This is a genomic window from Methanosarcina barkeri str. Wiesmoor (genome assembly GCF_000969985.1).
Classification (GTDB): Archaea; Halobacteriota; Methanosarcinia; order Methanosarcinales; family Methanosarcinaceae; genus Methanosarcina; species Methanosarcina barkeri_B.
Genome location: NZ_CP009526.1, coordinates 2,445,479 through 2,468,066, shown reverse-complemented (window position 1 = coordinate 2,468,066; position 22,588 = coordinate 2,445,479). Strand labels below are relative to the sequence as shown.

Genomic DNA, 22,588 nt, shown 5'->3' with positions numbered 1-22,588 from the left:
TACGCTGTATTAATCGTATGTGCAAGCTTAGCCATAAGATATATCCAAACAGATTTTGATAATATAAAAATTAATATAACTAAAGATTATGAAGAAATATAAATTATTTAATACGAAATTAATTCGATGAGTATAATTAGTTTGACTATATGACTTGTATCTATGAAGATTGGAATTGTTATTCATAATGTCCAGCTTATGGATTCCCCTCAGATAATTAAAAATATTCTTACACTACTCTCCAGGGAAAACCTTGTCGACGCCTGTCTCTGCGGTACATTGGGAAAAGTTGCAGTTATTGATGCCGGTTTGGAAGACTTGATTGAAATCAACCAGTTTCTGAGTCCAAGTGCCTGTATTGGGACTCTCTTTAAATCAAATGATATGGTATGCCTTCTGAACCATGGTAGAGAGCTTAATACAGGCCGGACTTTTGGGAGGATCGTAGTCTCGCATGTAGAAAATCATGATGAAAAGCCCCTTATACAGATAGAAAGGCCCGGTTGTCCCGATGGTGAAATCATCCCATGGAATCAGGCTGCTGAACTCCATGCAGAAAAACTTTCCAAATTGCTTAATCTGAAAATTTCCCAGCCTCCGCGTCCGATTAATAGTATTGAAGTCACAAATCAGGGAAGGCGGGTTCTGAGGAAAATATCAGCCTTTCCCGGGGCATACATACTTGTTGAGGGGATCATCATCGGAAAAGCTACTTCTTCTGAGATCACCCTCATATCCGAAGATGGTTTCCTGACCTCAATGGAAGGAGGAATTCTAAAAGAGCAAGGTATTGATATTCTCCATAAGCACGGAGAAAGAGTACCTATAGACCTTTCCAGGTCCTGGGTAAAAACCGGTACTCAGCGGGAAAATTTCAAAGACTGCAAAAATCCTCTTGAAGGCAAAAGTGAATGTGTGGCAAAAACTGCTATTTTAAAAAAGAACTCTTTAATGGAGACAACCCCTGAACGCGGAATTAAAGTCATTCTAATAGACCACTGCGCAGAGCGTTCACTTGAGATGATTGAGGGAGCAGACCTTGCTATTACCATTGGAGACGACACAACTGAGATTGCAGGAAGTATATTTTCTAGGTTTGGAATTCCGATAATTGGAGTTACAGATGGCGACTGTGACGAACTTGCAGCTTCAGTTACCTATTCTGCGGGTTCTGTGATCCTGAATTTAAAATCCGGACAGGATGACGAGTTCGGTAGACTAATTCTGCAAGATATTTTATCAGGAAAAAAAGTCGCCTTTTTTGAAAATCTGGATAATTTGAAGTTAAGAATCATGAATCTCGCAGAAAATTCTCTTGAATCCGTCTTAGAATATTGAATTGTTTTTACATTTACACAAAAGCCAGAATAACCCCTGAACGTGGAAAGTCAAACTTAAACTATGCATAAAATTGACACAATTCCATAATCTAGTTATTTCTCTTATTGTTACTTCCTTAAACCTACATTTTTTCTCTGCTAATTACCTCAAAAAGCTGCAATTTTCCATTAATTTATTGAAGTTCTATTTTGCTTTTTCAAGACTATTAAATTAGACCCCTTGAAAAATGATTAGTTTTTTAAGGGATATTGAACTTTATTTGCCAAATATAATGTAGTGTCAGCCTTCCCCCAGTTAAGATACATTCATTAAATGATCTATTTGCTGTTTAAATGACTTAAGTACTTTAATTGTTAAATTAAACGTTGATTTATCCTTACTTTTAACATTGAATTTTGTATGGATGAAAATGACATCATATGCCTTATTTATAAATAAACATAAATTGTAAAAGAATAAAGTATTTATCTCACTTTTTTCTTGATTTAAAAGAGTATTATAGATTATTTATCTAAAAAATTGATTTTTAAAGTGTACCTTAATTGGGAAAACTCTAAATGCATACCTATCATTTAAAATAAGCATTGTATGCCCTTAGTTTTGGTACTGATTTGGAAGGACCCTAATATTAAATGGAAGATTTTCTTTCTTTCGCCTCCTTTTTAGCTTTAACTTATATCTATATTTTGAGCATTCAACGAAAAAAATAGAAAAGAAAAATGTTCCAATCTCAGGAAATACACGTAGAGCCTATCCCAAAAGCCACTTTACTCTTAATCATTGGGAATTTTCAGAATTATTTTCATGATCATGAGCTTGATTGATTATTCAAAATACAAGGTCCAAGAAGCAAATTTCAAGTTTTGGGATGACCTCGTATAGTACATTATGACGAACAGCATCCGAAAAAAGGAAGGTGTCAGAAATACCGTTTAACCTTATTGGATGCAAAAACTCATAGATCAATAGCGGATGAACTTTTCGAAGATAAAAGTCCAGAAACCATCAAAAAATTTCTACGGAAAAATCTTGATTCATCAGAAACTGTGTTTATTGTTACGGATTTTGATAAGAGATATCCTAATATATTAAAGGAAGTTTTTGGAGAGAAGTTAGTGCATCAATATTGTTTGATGCACTTAAACAAGCTTATAGTTAGTGATTTCCCAAAGAAAACAACTATTGAACAAGAATTACTAAAATACAGATTATTGAATATATTTTATAATCGTGAAAATGAGATCAAATTTCTGGAAAAACTTCTATCTAAAGAACTTAACGTAATTAATAGCGAAAAAAAACATTTAGAATGGAGTAAAAAGGTAAAAAAGGAATTTAATCAAAATAGAGCTTTTTGATCTTGGAAGTATAAAGGCCATTACATCAGAAATTCCATCATAAGAAATGCTATGATATATAAGAAATGCTATGATATCTGAGTACCTGGAAAAAATTATTAAATGAGTCAAAAAGTAAAGTTTTCAGATGTTCCCAAAAACTATGATCTTCTTCGCATATACTACCACAATTTGAGCATTTATATCTCTCAATCTTGATTGCTCCAAGAGCTTTTTTGGTGTATGAATTATAGCCATTATGAACCATACGAGTATTACAAATGGGACAAGTTGGAGGAGTTTTTCTGCGAAAAACTCCTCTTGCAGTATATTCGTAATCATTGTCAAAACTATCAAAAAGGTTTAAGAGAACAGAGAGGTCCGAAAAGTTATTAAGATTAAGATTTATAGTTACCATCGTTGTGCCGTAACATTATTACATAATTACAAAATTATAAATTTATAAATTTATGTAGTGATGTTACACTTATTTTTATCACTAGATTTTGGAACTGAGTCACTGGGAAATAATGAGGTTTGTAAATGAGAGTAAAAATTGTGTTATTCATTAGTGTTCTTATGATCTCATTGCAAGGAACTACAGCGTATGGTATGGGCATTGGAGTGAACCCAGGAAATATGAGTTTTAAACTTGCTCCTGGGACGTCCGCAGAGCAACAGATATATGTGATAAATACAGGAAATGAAACTGCAAGATATGATGTTTTTGTTAATGAAAGTGCTTATCAAAATTGGTTTACCTTTTCTCCCTCCTCCTTTGATCTAAAAGCAGGAGATACGAAAGAAGTTAAAGTCACGCTCAAAGTTCCCGCTTCCGCTGAAACAGACATTAAATGTAAAATATATGTTCCATGTACCGTACCAGGAAGATCGGTTGGGGCAGGGGTCATAATCCCTGTTTATGTTGAGCTCTCCACATTAGAAGAGAGTTCTTCTAAAGAAGTTTCTTCCGAGAGTGGTTCTTCTAAAAAAATCTCTTCTGACAGTAGTTCTTCAAAAGGAACAGAAAACTCCTCAGATCCTTTAGCTAAAATAGAAATCAATGAGACCTTGCAGCAATCTTTGGAAAAAAACATCGACAACGGGCTTAATTTTACTCAGAATGTTACTCATATAGATGAGGAACTAAAAGATTACACTGGAAATTTGCAAGCAATTGTGACCAAGAGTATTGACAATGCAACCAGAAGTTTTGAAGTTACTACAAAGAGTCTTGGTGATACAATCAAAAGCCTTGATGAAAAAAATACTTTTGCTCTGACCAAAATTGAAAGTTATGAAGAAAAGTTCCATGTTTTACCTGGCTTTAATGCACCCCTTGCGTATGTATGCCTGATGATTTCAGGGCTGCTAATGAGAAGGCGGCTACTTAAATAAGAAATATATAACTGGAACTTCTCAGCGAAAATTAGAAAGAGAATAAGATGATTCGGAATTTCCAGATTTTCAAAAAAAGAACTTAAACTTATCTTCCAAATATCGCGAAAAAAATAGTAATCTACTGATAGTCAACAATTGAACTGAAAAATGTTCTGTCAACAGCGATTTCATCCAACTCTGGCGTGAAAGTGCTTTCACGTATTATTATCTATTTGTATTTGTTATTCGAAGATTTCATATTTATTTTGTTATCTTTTTACCCCACAATAGAATTTTTTTACCCTACAACAGAATTGTCGGATAAGCAGTGAAAGCACAGTACTCTTGAATTTCTCCGCACTCTCAAGTTATAAAAAGTTCTGAAAATAAAAAGTTCTGAATATAAAAAGTTCTGAAAATAAAAAGTTCTGAATATAAAAAGTTCTGAAAATAAAAAGTTCTGAAAATAAAAAGTTCTGAATATAAAAAGTTCTGAATATAAAAAGTTCTGAATATAAAAAGTTCTGAATATAAAAAGTTCTGAATATAAAAAGTTCTGAATATAAAAAGTTCTGAAAATCGAAAAAATTATGCAGGAACCAGCTCAACGTGCAATTTTGTTTCTACAGGAGGTATTTTTTCTACTTGAGTCTCCTGATTATATTCTTTGTATGAAATATTATCATATACTGTAATTATATTTTCGGAATCTGAATATTCGTTGTATAGTTGTCCGCATAAATTTGCGTATGCATGAGTTTGCGGTACTCTGTGTGCTCCGGTTTTTTCGGATTTGATCGAGTAAGAAAATGTTTTCATTTCTTCCGGGGCCAGCACAAAATCCTGGCTCAAATAAGGCGAACTATCCAGACCCAGGACACTAGCAGCCAGTTTGGAGTTGTTAATTATTGTAAATGTTGCTGGCAACAGGTCGATTAATGAGATATTTGCAGGTCTGTCTTGAACGTTTTTAACGGAAACCGTAACATATGCAGGAGTCCCTATAAAAACTTCGGACCCAGTGTTTTTATATATTTCCAGAGGCTCGCTGACTGAAATTTCTACAACTTTTGAAAGGAAATGTTTGCCGGAATTATCTTCCCAACTCACATTTGCAGTTATATTATAATTCTCTTTTATTTTTTCTGGAAACCTGAACCGAAGTTCAAAAGACTTTTTTGAACCTTTATCAATCGATATATTCTCAGGACCCCCTTCATGAACTAGAAGCCCATCGGAGTCAAAATCAAATTTTACCTTATCTGCTTTAATTTTCCCTATATTTCGAATTTCCGTATCAACAATTACTTCATCACCAAGCAGGTACTCATCTTTGTCAGCTTCCAAATCAAGTTCCAGATGCACATTATCTTCGGCAGATGATTCTTCTTTAGGCCTTTTTGCTTCAAAAACTACTTCTGCTTCAGGTGAACAAAGATTAGAAAACATAGGAAGACTTTCCTTATTGGTGACGTTGAAAGCCTTAAGCCGTATATTGTCGTTGTCCATATAACACCAGCTTGAACTGTTATTTTCCAGGACAGTATCTCCAAGAGCCAAACCGTTTTTCGAGACTCGAAGCCATACCATGCCATAACCATCAAAATTCAGTGCTTCAATAGTGTATTCATCAACAGAAACTATGCTTACTATTGAATTTTCATTTCCGAGGGTAACGGTAAGGCTGTTCCAGTCATCTTCATTTGCCGCAGCAGGCATAATATATATGAGCGTGTAAATAATGATTAAAAAAACCGCAGTTATATAGAAATTACTTTTTCTGTTCATGATTGTTCCCTCCAGTTTTGAAACTTTATGAGTAAAGCAGCCAAAAGAAACCCAGAGACTACGCAAAATTTGGAGGAAACTACCTGCTTTCCAATTTCTTTAGGATCCGTCATAGAATAATCTATGTAAAGGTTCCGATTGTATGCTTCGATTTTCAACCTCGTCCCACCAATTAGAAATCAATTTTTTGAAAAATAGATATATTCTATTTTGTGACAGGTCTTTATGCCGGGAAATCTGAAATGTTTCATTGGCAGATTTTGTGTTATTTTGATTCATAGACCTGGAAGATTCATTAAAGTCACGCAGGAAAGAAGCTTTTCGGTTGAGAACAATAACTTCTTTTGCTGTGTTATTTGCTCTGTCCATCGCGCAAACAGCTATTACATTAGGCCCTGAAGCTAAAGGAACTTTTGCGCTCCAGCTCCCACCTGAAAGCAGTGCTTTCTTTCCGTTCACATCCACTGTTAAGTTTCGACTTGTGTCTTCAACCGTTCCGCTTACAGTTATCTCTCCAGCATCTACGAAACTTCCGTCTTCCGGTGATTTTATTTCAATCTCGGGTGGAGTTATATCGATAACCTTAGCAAGAACAGGAACGTTGTAATTATTTACTTCACATTTTTCTTTTATTTTGTTTACGTAGTCGACATATACTTTTAGAGCCCTCTGTCCGTCACTGGCAGGTTTCCAGTTAAACTCTATAGTTTTATTTTTTTCACTAGCAAGAGAAGATACGGTAGCAGTGGATACGACTTCATCATCAGCATAAAGTGCTGCCTGAAAACTACTTGCTGAGTCTTTTCCGATATTTTTAATGTTTGCCTTGATGACATTATCTTCACCTGCGCAGAGCACAGGTAAAGTAAGTCTGGAGACTATAAGGTCAGAAGAGCTTCCAGCTTCTTCCGTTCCCAAAGTTAGCGCGGCCAGTACAGGATGGACATAATCTTCATCGTCTCTTTGGAACTTGACTTCGTTGTCATCTTCCGTAAGAAAGTCCAGTACATCAAAGAATTTTAGATCAAAATAACTTCTTGAATTTGCAATATCGTTTTTGTTATCTCCATCCGAAAGTTGTTCATCGTTAAAGTAGAGAGAGTCTTCAAGTCCTGGGCTGCCGCATAGGTAGGCTACAGCAAGGGTTGCAGTTTTGTACTTATCAGTATCTATATTTCCCGAAAATTCGGCATATCCTTCATCATGCGTTGATGCCAGATCTCCACTCCATCCTTCGCCGTGAAGATTCAGGTTTCCTTCCTTTATCCAGTACTTTGTATCTTCTCCGTCTTTATCTTCATATACAGCAGCAAGGATTATACCATATATTCTGCCATCAATGTCCCCTTCAGTTTTTACTTCCACTTTTACAGGTCCGGTACTTATATTCGTGCTTACGTCATAAGCTACCCAGTATACCCCATGTCCAGTACAATATATTGAGGGATTCTGACCCTCATCATCTCCCTTATCTGCTTCACCTTCAAGATCCACGCTTTCGAAATCTTTCCCATTGACAGTAAAATCCAGAGTTCCAGTTTTTTTTTCTGTACCGCCCCAGACTCCCACATATGCCCTGGCCCATTTTACAGAATCTCCCGGAACATTGAATTCCTGCACATAAGGAGTCTCCTTAAGCCCCTCACCCCCATCAACGTAAAGCCCACCTTTTACCGTCCCTGATGTAGCTTCAATCAATTCATCCTGTTCAGGAATACCTTCGAAATTGTAAGTTGCCAGGCAAGGAGAAACATACATAAAAATGATTAAAGTTCCTGCAGCATACAGTAAAAACCTGTTCAACTTACTGCTCTTTAACAGCATATTTATTCTCTCATTTCTCAATAAGTTTTTTAGTATCTGGCAACTCTTTAAGGAATTAACTGAAAGCTCTCCTAATTTTTTATATGGAATGATTTCTATTTTAAATCATACTTTGTCTCAAAAAACTTCAAATTTTATCATACTTCATATTATTCATATATTAATTTTTCTAAATGGTGTTATTTTATTCTAAAAAATTATGATTTTTAGTGTTATATTTAATATAATTATATTGGACCTATCCTGAAACTGATATTGGCTCAAAATTATAAATATAAAATTATATCATATTGTGAAATCGGTGATGTTATATGGAAATCCATAGAACCCAATCTTCCTCCACAGAAACCACACATAATAGACTTTCATTTTTGGAGTTTGTGGGTTTGTACAAGAGCAAGTGATCAATTTTGAAAAACGAGTATTATCACTGCTTTTTTGGAAAAATGCAAACTGTTGCTAATCATTGTGGTTTTCACCAATTAACACCCACAGTTTAAGGTAAATATCGGAATTTGTCAAAATAAATATGACAAATGAGCACAAAAATTTAGATATATTTTCCCTTCTAAGATGTTTAGAAAGATTAATATATCCTAAAAATTGTTAATAAAATAATTATTAGTATTAAAAATTAAATATAGTCTGAGATAACTTATGAGAAAGAACTTAAAAGATAACTGTCAAAAGGAGTCACTCAGAAACGGGAATTGATATGGTATATTTAGTCTGAAAGCATATTTGGTCACATTTCCTAAAACAGAATAATCATTATTTGACTTTACTTTTATTGGCAATACTTAGGTTCCTGTTAATTGTCTGATAAGAACTGCTTGTGCACAGATCTCTGGAATTCTTTCTCTAAGAAGTACAGGAGGAAGATTAATGAATAGAAAATTAATTTTGATATTGTTAACTCTGATTCTGAGTAGTGGAGTCTGCCTGGCTGACAATTTCGTAGGCGGAATCCCTCTGACTTCTGTCCACAGCGGAACAGTAAGTGGAGGTGTTTATTGTGATAGCTACTACGGAACAGCAGATCAGGCAATACACACAGCTAAAACTATAGACAAGACCTTTACATTGCCGGCTAACGCCAAAGTCGAATGGGCAATGTTGCTCACAACCGTATACTGCGGACACATGCAAAACAATTACCAGGGTCTTGCAAAGGTGAGCTTTAACGGGCAGACTCTCGGAACAGAAACTCTTAACGTTCCTTATAACTATATTACTAACGGGGGTAATGACGGAAAAGCATATGTCCAGGTAAACGACCATGTTGACAGAGTGACCAGTGACTACATGATGTATTACGATGTCACAAGCCTCGTAAAATCCGGGAAAAATAAAGCTACTGTACACACGGAGCCTACTGACAAGAAGTTTGATGGTAGAATAAAACTGATAACTCTTATTGTAGCTTACAATGACGGTAGCGGAAAAAAGATCTGGTATCAGGTAAACCGCGGGCATGATCCAGATACATATTATAGTGAGAATAACCTGGGTGAAAACTACATAGGAAGCACAGCTTTTAAGGCAGCTTTACCAGCGAGTTCTACACTAACATCTGCAACACTTACAGACGTACACATGGCAAGTACAGACGGATCATACACTTTCAACGGAAAAACACTCACTTCAGGCAAACCTCAGGGTACTTATTGTGGATCTGATTCTTGGGATGTTAAAAACAATTTTAAATCTACCGGCACAAACACCCTGACCTATGACAGGAATGCCCCATTCTATAAGAATTCACTTGCCATACTGACAGCAGAATACAAGACCTCTAGTAACAAACCAGTTGCTGCATTCTCTGCATCTCCAACCTCCGGAAAAGCACCACTAAAAGTTAAATTTACTGATACAAGCACAGGAATACCTTCTAAATGGTTCTGGAATTTTGGAGATGGATCAAAGTCATTCCAACAGAATCCGGTTCACAAGTATTCTAAAGCAGGAACATATACTGTTAGCTTAACGGTAAAGAATGCTAAAGGCAAGAACACGGTAACAAAAACAGAATATATAAAGGTAATAGCAAAACCAGTTGCTGCATTTTCTGCGTCTCCAACCTTCGGAAAAGCACCACTAAAAGTTAAATTTACTGACAAAAGTACAGGAACGCCAAAGAAATGGAAATGGAACTTTGGAGACGGAAAAATTTCAGCAAAACAGAATCCAATTCATAAGTATTCAAAGGCAGGAAAGTATAAAGTGACGCTTACAGTTGCCAATGCAGCCGGTATTAATACGGTAACAAAAACAAATTATATAACAGTAATAGCAAAACCAGTTGCTGCATTTTCTGCGTCTCCAACCTCTGGAAAAGCACCACTAAAAGTTACCTTCACTGACAAAAGTACAGGAACGCCAAAAAAATGGAAATGGAACTTTGGAGACGGAAAAATTTCAGCAAAACAGAATCCAATTCATAAGTATTCAAAGGCAGGAAAGTATAAAGTGACGCTTACAGTTGCCAACGCAGCAGGTATTAACACTAAAACAATATCTAATTACATAATTGTAAAATAAATAAACAAATAAATAAACAAATAAACAAATAAACAAATAAACAAATAAACAAATAAACAAATAAACAAATATATAAATATGTTATAATATAAAAATGGTAGGGTTTAATGGCAGTGGGGGAGTTATTTATTATAAAGAATAAGGTGAAAAGTACTTTCATTTGTTTGTACCTGTTATTCGAAAAATATCGTGTCCGTTTAACAGAAATATAAATTTTATAATGTATAAATAAGCTTCACGTTTTTGCTTAGTTCAAATTATTTGAATTTCTACCTTGCATTCTTTAATTTTTTTCTATTTTGTGGGAACACTGTAGTTAGCTTATAGAAACTATCAAATAACTCACTTTCCGCAGATGTACACAAGAATGCCATCAATTATCTCAATGTGGTAGTAATTAAAAATTAGCTCATTCTTTGATTGGCTCTCCTGGACAATTAGGAAAATAAATTCTACATCTGTATACATCTACGGAATGTGGGAAATAAGGATTATAAGGACAATATTTTCGATATTTTATTCAATATTTTAGCAATTATTCAGAAAAAATAGTGAGTAAAAAATACTATTTAAGAATACATAGCAATTTTAAGATAAAATTATATTTTGTTGAAATAAAAATTATAAACTATAGTAATTAATTAGCTGGAAAAAATCAAGAATATTAGACATCATTATAAAAATTGATAGGCAAACTTGTGCAAACCAAATTTTTTAATTGTTGGTTATTAAATTTGTTTTTGAATTTTTTATTAGTTAGCAGTTATAATATGTCAAGTAATAAATCGACATCAATCAAATAATTTTTAAAAAATTAATAATTACAAGACGCATAATATCTTATATATTATTACACATATAAAACATTTGGAAAGATTAATATATCTGAAAAGTTATTAAGAAAATGATTATTTATCTTAAAAAATGATCAAAATTATATAAAAACTTGGGAGAAAGAATCCTAAAGATAAAACTGTCAAAAGGAGTTCTCAGAACTGAAATTAATTTGATTCATTCAGTCTGAAAAAAAGCATTTGATACTTTCCTTAAAACCCAACGAAAGCGACTTGGCTCTTCATTTACAGGTAATAGTCTAGATTCCTGTTAATTGTCTGATAAGAACTGCTTATGCACAGGTCTCTGGAATTCTTTCTCTAATTGACGTACAGGAGGAAGATTAACGAATAGAAAACTAATTTTGATATTGTTAACTCTGATTCTGACCAGCGGGGTCTGCCTGGCTGACAATTTCGTAGGCGGAATCCCTCTGACTTCTGTCCACAGCGGAACAGTAAGTGGAGGTGTTTATTGTGATAGCTACTACGGAACAGCAGATCAGGCAATACACACCGATAAAACTATAGACAAGACCTTTACACTGCCTGATGATGCTGAAGTTGAATGGGCAATGTTGCTCACAACCGTATACTGCGGGCACATGCAAAACAATTACCAGGGAACGGCAACAGTAAGTTTTAACGATAAAACTCTAGGAACAGAAACCCTCAACGTTCCTTATGAATACATTACCAACGGGGGTAATGACGGAAAAGCATATGTCCAGGTAAACGACCATGTTGACAGGGTAACAAGTGACTACATGATGTATTATGATGTCACAAGCCTTGTAAAATCCGGGAAAAATAAAGCTACTGTACATACTGAGCCTACTGACAAGAATTTTGATGGTAGAATAAAACTGATAACTCTTATTGTAGCTTACAATGACGGTAGCGGAAAAAAGATCTGGTATCAGGTAAACCGCGGGCATGATCCAGATACATATTATGTTGATGACAATAGAGAAACTTACGTTGGGAGCACCGCATTTAAGGCAGCTTTGCCATCTGATGCGTCCTTGACAGATGCAACACTTACAGACGTACACATGGCAAGTACAGACGGATCATACACTTTCAACGGAAAAGCACTCACTTCAGGTACACCTCAGGGTACTTATTGTGGGCTAGATTCTTGGGATGTTACGGACGATTTTAAATCTACTGGCACAAACACTCTGACCTATGATCGGACTGGCGCGTTCTATAAAAATGCACTTGCTATACTGACGGCCGAATACACTACTTCATCCTCAGACAACGATAGTGGAGATAATTCTTCGGACAACAATAGTGGAGATAATTCTTCGGACAATAATAGTGGAGATAATTCTCCGGACAACAATAGTGGAGACAACTCATCAGACAATGGTAGTGGAGACAACTCGTCAGACAACAATAGTGGAGACAACTCATCCAATGGTAGTGGAGACAACTCGTCGGACAACGATAGCGGACAAACAGTATCATCTGACCTGAGCATACAGGATTTAAAAGTCTTGCACAATAATGGGAATAAAGTATGGGACAACCTGAACAATACCGTAAAAGTAAATATAACAAACAGTGGACCAGACGATGCAGGTGATTTTGCCGTCGAACTTTATGCTGAGACAGCTCTTGTTGAAAGCAAACCAGTTTCGGGTCTTGCAAATGGGGCAGCGGAAACAGTTGAACTTAACTGGAAGCCAGAAGAAGCAAAGAATTACACTCTTAAAGCAGTTATAGTTCCTGGTTCTACGATCAACGACCCGACAGCAACAAACAATAAACTGAGCAAGACTCAGGAAGTGCAGCATAATGGATATGCAGGAGATAAGCCTCTTGAGACTTATGCCCACAACACTGTAAAAGGTGACATTATTTATGATTATGGAGACAGCAAGTACAGCGGCAAAGTATCTTCTGGCAGCACATACACAGTAAATCACAACCTGAAGCTTCCTGCAAATGCAACTATAAAGCTTGCAAGACTCTATAATTACTGGACATGGAGTGCTACAGGCACTACCGGAGTTGATCCTTCCATGAGCCTGAAGTTCCAGGGGACTTCTCTGAATCCGGAAGCAAAATACAGTGACCAGAAGGGATGGGGCTCTGTATATGACTACCCAAGCGGTACCTGGGCTTATGATGTAACGGATCTTGTAAAAGGAAGTGGAAATTATACTACAGTAGTTACAAATATCAATAGTGAAACTGGAAATTTTGTCTGCTTTGATGGAATCGGCTTACTTGTGGTGTATGAAGATGCCACAGGAAACGAAACCGAGTACTGGATAAACGAAGGCTGTGACATGGTGAGTACAATGAGTACTTCAGGCGGTCTGACTCCTGAAGACGCTACCGTAAAAATCCCATTCAACGGTTCTATAAATCTCAGCAATGTAGACAGCGCCAAGCTCTGGACTACAGTTCAGTCTGGAGGACATGATGGCATTATCTTGCAATTCAATGAAATGAATAAGTCTGGTGTTTATGACTCAACTCCCTACTCAGATCTGGATATTGATGAAGCAAGGCCTGTTGATAATTATCTCCTGACCAAGAATAACATGGCTCAGATAATTGCTCCTTCTGTTACAGATAATAGTGGGGACTACCTTGCTCCTTCGAGTGCGATTCTTGCTGTCAGTTATAAAGGCGGAACCAGTGACAATGGAACCAGTGATAACGGAACTAGTGACAATGGAACCAGTGACAATGGAACCAGTGACAATGGAACCAGTGACAATGGAACCAGTGATAACGGAACCAGTGATAACGGAACCAGTGACAATGGAACAAGTGACAATGGAACAAGTGACAATGGAACAAGTGACAATGGAACCAGTGACAATGGAACCAGTGACAATGGGACCAGTGACAACGGAACAAGTTCATCTGGATCGGATTCAGCTACGGTATCACTTACTGTGAACATCACACCTGTAATTTGCTTGCAGGTCACACCGAACTCAGTAGATTTCGGAACGTTAAAACCGGGAACAACGAGTGAATCCGTACCTCTGACCCTCAAAAACAATGGACATGGTAGTATAAAAGTAACGGCTGAAGTAGAAGACCAGGATGACGGCCCATTCAATACAGGGCTTATGCTTGACCAGAACAAATGTTCTGATTACAGTAAAACGATAGCTTCAAACACATCTGAAACCTCGGAAGCCCAGCTCGAACTACCAGAAAATTATTCGTCTACAGGACAGTTTAATGGAAGCCTTATCTTTTGGGCAGAAGCAGCCTAATAAGGCTGTTTTTTTATTTTTTATATTTAGCAAGTGATTAAGTCGTGTTTAGTGGCTGGCTGATATTTTGTTTTCGAGTGTTTTTTCTGAGTTCTTCTGTTTTCTAAGCTTACCTGTGTACAAAAATTTAGTGTACATAAGCAGGTCTGAGAGTGGAAGGTCTGAGAGTGGGATACGAGTGTTAATATGCTGGAAAAATATCAACTGATTATTAACGGAACACAAATAAAATTGACATATCCTGACTTCTTTCATCCTGACTTCTTTCATCCTGACTTCTTTCATCCTGACTTCTTTCGTCCTGAATTTATTCATCCTGACTTCTTTCGTTCTCTAAAAACCCAAACCAATATGATTGAAGTAGGAAATAAATTGGACAAACCGGACAGAAGTCCTAAAAAGTAACCTGGCAGGGTATACTTATCAATTCTGAAAAACTCTTCTCACTCTTCAGGGGATTCTGTTTCAGAGAACTCTTCATTTTTTGCGTCTATTCTATCCCAGGATACTCATATCCATTGGACATTTGAATCCCTTGGAAATTTGTATCTGATCTGATATAATTATATACAGTTACTGAGCTTAAAACAGAAATACAGGAAAGACATATAAGCCGGCTTGCTAGATAATATATTAGAGAGCATATGAAAATTTTAGAGTGCAACACCATTGATATTGCCCCTACGATCTCGAGATTACTGAAAATCCCTATGGTTCCGCCAACTGGCAGGCCAATTCCAGAAGTAGAGAGCTACGCAAAGGAAAGAAACTGCAAAAGAGCAGTAATCATTGTGGTTGACAGTCTGGGGTATTCTCTTTATAACTATTTTTCTCCGATAATGAAGAACTTGAGCAATATAGCCGAAAAAGGGTTCCTCTTCAGGTGCAAATCCCCAGCAACAATAACCTCCCCTGCAATTGCGTCAATCTTTACAGGATACCTGCCTGAGGAGCATAATATCTACTCAACCGCAGACATTTATACTGAAAGGACAAAAGACTCGGAAAATCCGAGACTGAAAAGCATTATGGAATGGGCTTGCAGGGCAGGCATGAAAGCGTCAGCAATCATAGAGACCGAAGGTGCAGAAAGTTTCAGGGGAAGGATAAAAGACTTTTATGGAGTTCCAAATTCCGAGGATATCCTGGATTATGACCTTCAAATAACGAACTATGCGCTACATTCCCTTAAAGAAAAGCCCGATATTATGGCGGTTCACCTCAGAACCCTTGACCGTTTTTCCCACAGGGCAGAAAGCTGGAAAGAACTGAAAAAGGCTGCAGAGGCTGTGGATAAAAACCTGGGGGAGATTTACAGAAATGCGGAAAAAGGAACGATTTTCTTTATCTGCGGGGATCACGCGATTCACGGGGCAAAAAAGTGGTTAAAAGATGCGGAAGGAGAATATATCAAAAACCATAGGCAAAACTTTGTGGCTCTTATCGTAGCCTGTAAGCAAGAAGCATAAGCCTTTTCGTTCGTCCCTGTAAAGTTTAGCCTGTAAAGTTTAGCCTGTAAAGTTTAGCATATCAGAACTTTTGCTCGACTTTAAGAACCTTAGAGAAACACCTGATCGTCCGGCTAGTGTTCTTATGTAAGATTCCAATACCTCCTGCTTCTTCCCATTCGCGGATGTTCTCGGAGTTATCATCAATAAGAACCCTTGCAGCCCCTGATTGTAAGGCTTTTTCCGGGCGGTAACAGAGAATTGCAGCTTCTGCATAAGAGGGTCCGAGTTCTTTCCTGAGCCATTTGATTTTTCCCTCTCTTGCATTGGTTAAGGCTTTTTTTCTCTCGGGTCCGGGAATTGCAGAAAGGATTGTCGGACATAGGCCCGAGCTTCTAAGGAAACCATGCAATTCCTGTCCGCCAGGCATCCAGGACATCTCGGACCAGAACTCGATTCCTGCAGATGTAATCTTCTTCCAGAAAAGTTCCCTGTCATTACCGTACCAGAACATCATATTGCCACTGAGCTTCTCACAGGCTGCGGTAAAATCCGTAAGGACTCCATCCATATCAAGGAAGAGTTTTATTCCTTCCACGGGCCCGGAAGAAAAAGAGATATCATGTGAATGGCTTGAGAGAGAACTCTGAAAGCTTACAGGTCTGTTCTGGATAATATTGTGCTTATTGAAGAAAACAGTCATAATAAACTTCCCTTGATTGCTTTAGTAGCAAATGACTTCCCATTAATTATTAAGACACCATAATTAAAAAAAGTACTCATTGTGAAAAATTAATTGGTGCGCAAAAGTTAGAGGGAATGGAAGAGCGGAGACAAAATTAAAAGGAGAGTATGAAATATTTTATTCTGATATCGTTTCACTTTAAAACTTATTTCTTTTGTCCGTATTTTCACAACCTGAACAATCTCGTTCCTATTCTGAATTTTACCTCAATTTTTTAATTGTGCTTGTAGTCTGGCTCACAATTCTGCCGGTGGAAAATTATTTCTTGTGAATTATATTTCCGGCGCGGAAGGCGCGAAAATCAGCTATCAGGATACCTATCCTTCGTCTGTAGAGAAGTTCATTTCCGCGTATTCATATAACTCCACCCATTACAGAATTATGGAAGTGAGCTACTGGTCCGGGGTCGAAAAAAGCGATTATATAGAAAAAATCAACTTGACCGGTGCCATTCCCGACACCTTTGCGTATGTTGAAAGAGCCGGAAAACTTTACAGCACAGCCGTTCCTCAGAAAATCGATTATCCTGTTTAGCGTTTCGGAAGAAAATGGTTCGGTAACTGTTACGCTGAGCGATGAGAGAGATCAGTATGTCAAATACTGGGCTTATTTCAAAACAGTTTGCAGGTTTGTTTTTGATAGGGAGAGAGGGGAGTATGTGGCTTATGCGAGAGAACAGGAGGGACGTGAGGAGAAGTTGGAGGAGAATTGGTTTGAGTGAAATTGTGAACACTGCATTTTATTTCAAGATATTAGTTTCTTAAGTTTTCTGTCAAATTATTTAACAAAACTTAAAAAGAATTAGTATATATTATATTTATATGGATAAAGAAGCTTTCCTGCATCAACTGGAAATCTCTTTCGCAAATAGTGATAAAAGATTGTTTACTAAAACTATTTATGACCTTCCTGTTGATGTAATAGTTGGCTTTACCAATGAAGAATTTTCACGAATTATTTACATTTCTCACCAATTTAGTTCACAGAAAGTAGACAGATTATGTAATTTTCTTGAAGTTAAGGGATCATTCTTTCTGAAAAATACTTTAAAAGGAGTCGATGAGCTCAATAATTGTCTTCTCAGCAAATTCTATTATAGCATATATGTTTCTCTTTCTGAAAACGATATCGTAAAACTCAAACGTGTATTAGTAAATCATGCTATTGCTTTCTGCAAGATTGCTGAAATGGGCATTGATAGTAAGGAAAATCTGGAAAATGCTGTCCATCTTTGTGATGCTGCTCTGAAAATACTTCCCAAAAAAGGTGTAAATTACGCTCTTGCATTGATGACTGAGGGTAATGCAAGATTAAGACTTGCAGAAATGGGAATTGATAGCAGAAAAAATCTAGAAAATGCCGTCAGCCTTTACGGTGAATCTAGAGAACTATTTCCCAAAGAAGGTGCAGATTACGCTCTTACATTGATGAATGAGGGCAGTACAAGATTAAAGCTTGCAGAGATGGGAATTAATAGCCGAGAAAATTTGGAAAATGCTGTCAGTCTTTGCGGCGATTCAAGAGAAAAATTCCCCGAAAAAAGCATAAATTACGCTCGTGCATTGTTGAATGAGGGCGATGCAAGATTAAAACTTGCAGAGATGGGAATTAGTAGCAGAGAAAATTTGGAAAATGCTATCAGTCTTTACAGTGATTCTAGAAAAATACTTCCTAAAAAAAGTGTAGATTACGCTCGTGCATTGATGAATGAGGGCAATGTAAGATTAAGACTTGTAGAAATGGGAATTGATAATGGAAAAAATCTGGAAAATGCTGTTTGTCTTTATGGAGATTCCAGAGAAATATTTCCCAAAACAAGCGCATCTTACGCTCGTGTGTTGATGAATGAAGGCAATGCAAGATTAAGACTTGCAGAGATGGGCATTGACAGCAAGGAAAATATTGAAAATGCTGTTCGTCTTTACGGCACCTCTAGGGAAATACTTCCCAAAAAAAGCACAAATTACGCTAGTGCCTTGATGAACGAGGGCTCTGCAAGACTAAGACTTGCAGAAATGGGCATTGACAGCAGGGAAAATATTGAAAATGCTATTAGTCTTTATGGTGATTCTAGGAAAATGTTTTCCCTAAAAAGCACAGACTATGCCCGTGCTTTGTCAAATGAGGGTAATGCAAGATTGAAACTTGCGGAGATGGATATTGACAGTAGAGAAAACCTTGAAATTGCATTCAATCTTTATGGAGCTGCTAGGGAAATCTTTCAAAAAACAAGCGTTTCTTATGCTCTTACGTTGATGAACGAGGGTAATGCAAGATTGAAACTTGCGGAGATGGGTATTGACAGTAGGGAAAATCTTGAAACTGCTTTTAGTCTTTACAGCAAATCGCAATCCATCTTCCCCAAAACAAGCGCATCTTATGCTCGTGCATTGATGAATGAGGGTTCTGCAAGACAAAGACTTGCAGAAATAGGTGTTTCTAGTCGTGAAAATCTTGAAGCAGCAATTAATCTTTATAGTGGGTCACGATCCATCCTTCCTAAAGAGAGCATATCCTATGCTATTTCGTTGATGAATGAGGGCTCTGCAAGGCAAAGACTTGCAGAAATAGGTGTTGATAGTAATGGCAATTTGGAGACTGCTGTGCATCTTTATGGTATAGCTCAGACTTTTTTTCCTCGAACAAGCAAGTACTATGCTAACTTGTTAATTAATGAGGGTTCTGCAAGACAAAAACTTGCAGAAATGGGTTTTACCAGTAGAGATAACTTAGTAGCTGCCGTTTGTCTCTATAGCGAGGCACAAAAAATACTTCCAAAGAAAAGTATGGATTATGCCCGTGCATTAATGAATGAAGGCTCTGCTAGAGTATCTTTAGCGGAAATTGGGATTTATGGTAAAGATGATTTGGAACTGGCAATTCTCCTCTTTCAGAAAGCCAAGGATATATTCCCTAAAAATAGTTTAGATTATGCTCGTGCATTGATGAATGAAGGAAACGCACTACAAAAAATGGCTAAATGAGGATTAGCCGAAATGCATTCTTGTATCAAATTACTTGAAACTTCAGTTAAACGATACGAAGAATCAAGAAATATCTTCACCCCAAGAAGTTTAGACTATGCTCGTGCAACTATGAACATGGGTGATGCATTACAAAAACTGGCTAATTTAGGAATTAATGAAAAAGATTATCTTGAAACTGCAGTCCGGTTGTATGACGAAGCTAGAGAAATTCTTTCTCCTATAAGTTCAGATTATGCACTTGTAACTATGAATCAAGGAAATGCCCTACAAAGATTAGCCGAATTACGTATTTCTAATTTACCTTATGTAATTAACAGTAAAACAGTTAATGCAAAAATATCGTTGCTTACACCAGTAAATTCAGTTTCATCGTCAATAGAATTAGATTTTGAAAAAGAACGATCTCTCCAGTCTTTTCGTGATGAAATTATTTGTAAATTAGATGTGCAAGACACAAAAATAAATCGCATTGAGGAGAGCGTATCTAATTCAAATAAGGTATTAAGTAAAATAAGTATAGATTGTAATTCAATAAAATCTCGAGTGGAGAAAGGATTTGAAGGCAACGAAACAGAATTAAAAAAATTACAACATCAGCTTGATTACGTTAATTATAATCTCGAAGATTTGATGCAAATTTCGAATAAAGTCAGTGGTAAGGAAGCCGAATGTCTGAGAAAATTTATATCGCAGTTTTCCGAATTGACAAATTCAGGAAAATATGATATGATAAATGACTTCCTTGAAAAAATTATTCAACATGAAACTTCACTCAAAGAAATAATAGAAAAATCTGACCTTCCTGAGAAAGAGAAGCAAAATGCAAGATCAAAAATCTCTAGTTTTAAAAAGATACCTGGACTCATAAAGAAAAAAACTAAATCCTTCAGTGTAGATGTCACAAAAGACGTAGTAGTAACTTTGACCTCTAATGAAATTATAAAGTTATTGGCACCAGTGCTAACAACAGCAGCTTTTGGTGTGCCTATACCATCTAAGGTTGTGGAGATACTTCTCGAAGCAATAGGAAACTAGTAAATTTTTAAATCTCTGTTCTGTTTTTAATTTTGAAATATTTGTCTTTGTCTTTTTTCGGTCTTCGCCGCCTGCTTCGCAGTCGTATGGTACCCCGTTTTAAGATTCCTCGAAATTCTTCTAACCGGCCCTGAATTCAGAAATTCTTCAAAATTAGGCTTACAGGCGTGGTTTACTCAAAAAATCGATTCAAAAGACCCGCCCCGTAAAATAAGTTCACTGCCCGGCCATCCCTCCGAAAAAAAGCCCGCCGCCGGAAATTTTCATAAACGTTTTCACTCCTGTGGAATCTCGTTGATTTTGTTAGAGATTACAGACCCAAGGAAGGTGATTAAACTTAGATATCTCTTTTTAAACTTTACATTACAATTTCACATCCTTATATAAACACTAGTAAAATGTCAACGAAAACTATATAAACCAACTTTCAGATATCTAACTTAGATGGAGAAAAGCCAGCTTCGACAGGTAATAATCGACCAGCAAGAATCTTTCAGGAAAGTGGAGGAGCTTGTTTACCGCGATATAGATCTTGAGAGATACCTCCGGGGAAATGAAATCGTTATCATCTCGGGGATCAGGAGGTGTGGGAAGAGTTCGCTTTTAAAATTGATAGCCGGGCAGCTGGAAGGAGTTAAGTTTTATGTGGACTTTGATGATATCCGGCTTTCGGATTTTGAAGTTAAGAATTTTCAGGATTTGCAGGATCTCGTAATTGAGTTTTATAGGGAGGAGCTGGACAAAAGCGGAACAGGGCAGGTGTATTATTTTTTCGATGAAATACAGAATGTGCCACTCTGGGAGAGGTGGCTGAACAACCTCTACAAAGAAGGCAAAAAAGTGTTTGCCACAGGCTCGAATTCCCAGCTTCTCAGTTCAGAAATTTCTACATTTTTGACCGGAAGAAACAAAGTGCTCAAACTCTTTCCTTTCTCCTTTAGGGAGTTACTGCGTCTGAAGGGTATCGAAATCACAGGAGAAAAAATAGAATCTGGCATGCTTACAAGCTCCAGAAAAGCTGAGATATTTAGCTATTTTCTGGAATACTTCGAAAAAGGAGGCTTTCCGCTTGTCCTGATAAGTGGGGACCTTGAGCTATCCAGAGGGTATTTCGAAGATATCCTGAACAAAGACGTTCTGGTCCGCTACAATATAAAAGAGGTAAGAGCTCTTAAGGACCTGGTTCTGTTCCTGCTTTCCAATGTGGGCAGAGCGTATTCCTATCCCACATTGAGAAAAATAACCGGAATAAAGAGTTTAAGTACGATCAAAAACTACCTTGATTACTTCCAGAATGTGTTTTTACTCTACCAGCTCCCCAGGTTTGACTACTCACTGAAAAAGCAGAAGGTATCGTCTTCAAAAATCTACACGATTGACAACAGTTTCCTGAAAACAGTAGCTTTCAATTTTTCCGAAAACAAAGGACAGAGGCTTGAAAACCTGGTCTTTGTTGAACTTCTTAGAAGAGAAAAAGAACTGTATTATCATTCCGAAAAAAAGGAATGTGATTTTGTGCTGAGGGAAGGGATGCGGATCAAGGAAGCAATTCAGGTTTCAGTGGACCTGAACAGTCCAGAAACAAGAAAAAGAGAAATTGAAGGATTAATAGAGGCAATGACGACTTATAAACTGGACAGTGGGCTTATCCTGACGTTTGAAGAGGACGACATACTTGATGCAGGAGGAAAAAAAATCATTTTGAAACCGGTATGGAAATGGCTTCTCGAATGAATAATTTCACAATCAAGTACACTCATTCATAATCATTCCACTCCAAGAATCATTTTCCACACAAAAACATACCTGATCCTTTCTTCTTCCTTTATACTTTTCATTATAATGAAAGGTTTAGATCTAAACTGATCATTATGATGAAAGCTATTTAAGTGAATTACAGTAGTTAAAATGAAAAAATAAAAAAAGGGACTATTTTTACAAAGTTTGATAGATTCATTTTATCCACCCAACTAAGAAATGCTTATTATCGCTTATTAACCTGCAGAATTCTCATAAGTGAACTCAAAAACCCGCTCCGAAAAATAAGTCCACTGCCCGGCCACCCCTCCGAAAAAAAG

The 22,588-nt window shown here is 36.8% G+C and carries 14 protein-coding genes and 1 pseudogene; 12 read left to right on the top strand and 3 right to left on the bottom strand.

What is annotated here, in order from left to right; translation table 11 throughout:
- The first annotated feature begins 162 nt into the window (after nt 1-162).
- The 3 genes and pseudogenes from MSBRW_RS10315 (at nt 163) to MSBRW_RS10300 (ending at nt 4,076) form a co-directional block, all read left to right on the top strand.
- Nucleotides 163-1,338 (top strand): DUF2117 family protein, encoded by a 1,176-nt coding sequence (locus MSBRW_RS10315; RefSeq protein ID WP_011307730.1) that lies wholly within the window; start codon nt 163-165, stop codon nt 1,336-1,338.
- An 881-nt stretch (nt 1,339-2,219) separates the two neighbouring features.
- Nucleotides 2,220-2,690 (top strand): annotated as a pseudogene (locus tag MSBRW_RS10310) (ISNCY family transposase); the annotation flags it as partial.
- Between the two features lie 531 nt (nt 2,691-3,221).
- Nucleotides 3,222-4,076 (top strand): COG1470 family protein, encoded by an 855-nt coding sequence (locus MSBRW_RS10300; protein WP_011307733.1) that lies wholly within the window; start codon nt 3,222-3,224, stop codon nt 4,074-4,076.
- Nucleotides 4,077-4,646: 570 nt separating this feature from the next.
- Here the strand turns inward: MSBRW_RS10300 and MSBRW_RS10295 are convergent.
- Together MSBRW_RS10295 and MSBRW_RS10290 are read right to left on the bottom strand one after the other, a co-directional pair.
- On the bottom strand, nt 4,647-5,846 hold the full coding sequence (locus MSBRW_RS10295; RefSeq protein ID WP_011307734.1) for a COG1361 family protein: 1,200 nt from the start codon (nt 5,844-5,846) through the stop codon (nt 4,647-4,649).
- Between the two features lie 99 nt (nt 5,847-5,945).
- Nucleotides 5,946-7,670: a DUF3344 domain-containing protein gene (locus MSBRW_RS10290; RefSeq protein WP_011307735.1), complete on the bottom strand. Its 1,725-nt coding sequence runs from the start codon at nt 7,668-7,670 to the stop codon at nt 5,946-5,948.
- 885 nt (nt 7,671-8,555) lie between these two features.
- Here MSBRW_RS10290 and MSBRW_RS20310 point away from each other — a divergent pair.
- The 4 genes from MSBRW_RS20310 to MSBRW_RS10270 all read left to right on the top strand — a co-directional run bounded on the left by MSBRW_RS20310 (nt 8,556) and on the right by MSBRW_RS10270 (nt 15,764).
- Nucleotides 8,556-10,211: a DUF3344 domain-containing protein gene (locus tag MSBRW_RS20310; RefSeq protein ID WP_011307736.1), complete on the top strand. Its 1,656-nt coding sequence runs from the start codon at nt 8,556-8,558 to the stop codon at nt 10,209-10,211.
- Nucleotides 10,212-11,409: 1,198 nt separating this feature from the next.
- Entirely contained in the window at nt 11,410-14,295 is a 2,886-nt protein-coding gene (locus MSBRW_RS10280; RefSeq protein ID WP_011307737.1) for a DUF3344 domain-containing protein, read from the top strand.
- A 186-nt stretch (nt 14,296-14,481) separates the two neighbouring features.
- Entirely contained in the window at nt 14,482-14,700 is a 219-nt protein-coding gene (locus MSBRW_RS22960; protein WP_196297989.1) for a hypothetical protein, read from the top strand.
- Nucleotides 14,701-14,939: 239 nt separating this feature from the next.
- Nucleotides 14,940-15,764 (top strand): alkaline phosphatase family protein, encoded by an 825-nt coding sequence (locus tag MSBRW_RS10270; protein ID WP_011307739.1) that lies wholly within the window; start codon nt 14,940-14,942, stop codon nt 15,762-15,764.
- A gap of 61 nt (nt 15,765-15,825) precedes the next feature.
- Here the strand turns inward: MSBRW_RS10270 and MSBRW_RS10265 are convergent, their stop codons facing one another.
- Entirely contained in the window at nt 15,826-16,446 is a 621-nt protein-coding gene (locus MSBRW_RS10265; RefSeq protein ID WP_011307740.1) for an HAD family hydrolase, read from the bottom strand.
- A 309-nt stretch (nt 16,447-16,755) separates the two neighbouring features.
- On the opposite strand from MSBRW_RS10265, the gene MSBRW_RS20305 reads away from it, so the two are divergent.
- The 5 genes from MSBRW_RS20305 (at nt 16,756) to MSBRW_RS10245 (ending at nt 22,244) form a co-directional block, all read left to right on the top strand.
- Complete coding sequence (locus tag MSBRW_RS20305) at nt 16,756-17,022, top strand: hypothetical protein (protein ID WP_052305903.1); 267 nt, start codon at nt 16,756-16,758, stop codon at nt 17,020-17,022.
- 56 nt (nt 17,023-17,078) lie between these two features.
- Nucleotides 17,079-17,252 (top strand): hypothetical protein, encoded by a 174-nt coding sequence (locus tag MSBRW_RS22955; protein WP_157209500.1) that lies wholly within the window; start codon nt 17,079-17,081, stop codon nt 17,250-17,252.
- Nucleotides 17,253-17,309: 57 nt separating this feature from the next.
- On the top strand, nt 17,310-19,472 hold the full coding sequence (locus MSBRW_RS10255; protein WP_011307741.1) for a hypothetical protein: 2,163 nt from the start codon (nt 17,310-17,312) through the stop codon (nt 19,470-19,472).
- Nucleotides 19,473-19,484: 12 nt separating this feature from the next.
- Complete coding sequence (locus MSBRW_RS10250) at nt 19,485-20,510, top strand: hypothetical protein (protein WP_011307742.1); 1,026 nt, start codon at nt 19,485-19,487, stop codon at nt 20,508-20,510.
- Between the two features lie 444 nt (nt 20,511-20,954).
- On the top strand, nt 20,955-22,244 hold the full coding sequence (locus MSBRW_RS10245; protein ID WP_011307743.1) for an ATP-binding protein: 1,290 nt from the start codon (nt 20,955-20,957) through the stop codon (nt 22,242-22,244).
- The last annotated feature ends 344 nt before the right edge of the window (nt 22,245-22,588 follow it).

Excerpts from the sequence above, each read along its gene's own strand:
- MSBRW_RS10250 (WP_011307742.1), top strand. The coding sequence starts at position 19,485 with ATGCATTCTTGTATCAAATTACTTGAAACTTCAGTTAAACGATACGAA.
- MSBRW_RS10265 (WP_011307740.1), bottom strand. The coding sequence starts at position 16,446 with ATGACTGTTTTCTTCAATAAGCACAATATTATCCAGAACAGACCTGTA.
- MSBRW_RS10315 (WP_011307730.1), top strand. The coding sequence starts at position 163 with ATGAAGATTGGAATTGTTATTCATAATGTCCAGCTTATGGATTCCCCT.
- MSBRW_RS10295 (WP_011307734.1), bottom strand. The coding sequence starts at position 5,846 with ATGAACAGAAAAAGTAATTTCTATATAACTGCGGTTTTTTTAATCATT.
- MSBRW_RS10300 (WP_011307733.1), top strand. The coding sequence starts at position 3,222 with ATGAGAGTAAAAATTGTGTTATTCATTAGTGTTCTTATGATCTCATTG.
- MSBRW_RS10270 (WP_011307739.1), top strand. The coding sequence starts at position 14,940 with ATGAAAATTTTAGAGTGCAACACCATTGATATTGCCCCTACGATCTCG.
- MSBRW_RS10290 (WP_011307735.1), bottom strand. The coding sequence starts at position 7,670 with ATGCTGTTAAAGAGCAGTAAGTTGAACAGGTTTTTACTGTATGCTGCA.
- MSBRW_RS22955 (WP_157209500.1), top strand. The coding sequence starts at position 17,079 with ATGTCAAATACTGGGCTTATTTCAAAACAGTTTGCAGGTTTGTTTTTG.
- MSBRW_RS10255 (WP_011307741.1), top strand. The coding sequence starts at position 17,310 with ATGGATAAAGAAGCTTTCCTGCATCAACTGGAAATCTCTTTCGCAAAT.
- MSBRW_RS22960 (WP_196297989.1), top strand. The coding sequence starts at position 14,482 with ATGCTGGAAAAATATCAACTGATTATTAACGGAACACAAATAAAATTG.
- MSBRW_RS20310 (WP_011307736.1), top strand. The coding sequence starts at position 8,556 with ATGAATAGAAAATTAATTTTGATATTGTTAACTCTGATTCTGAGTAGT.
- MSBRW_RS10245 (WP_011307743.1), top strand. The coding sequence starts at position 20,955 with ATGGAGAAAAGCCAGCTTCGACAGGTAATAATCGACCAGCAAGAATCT.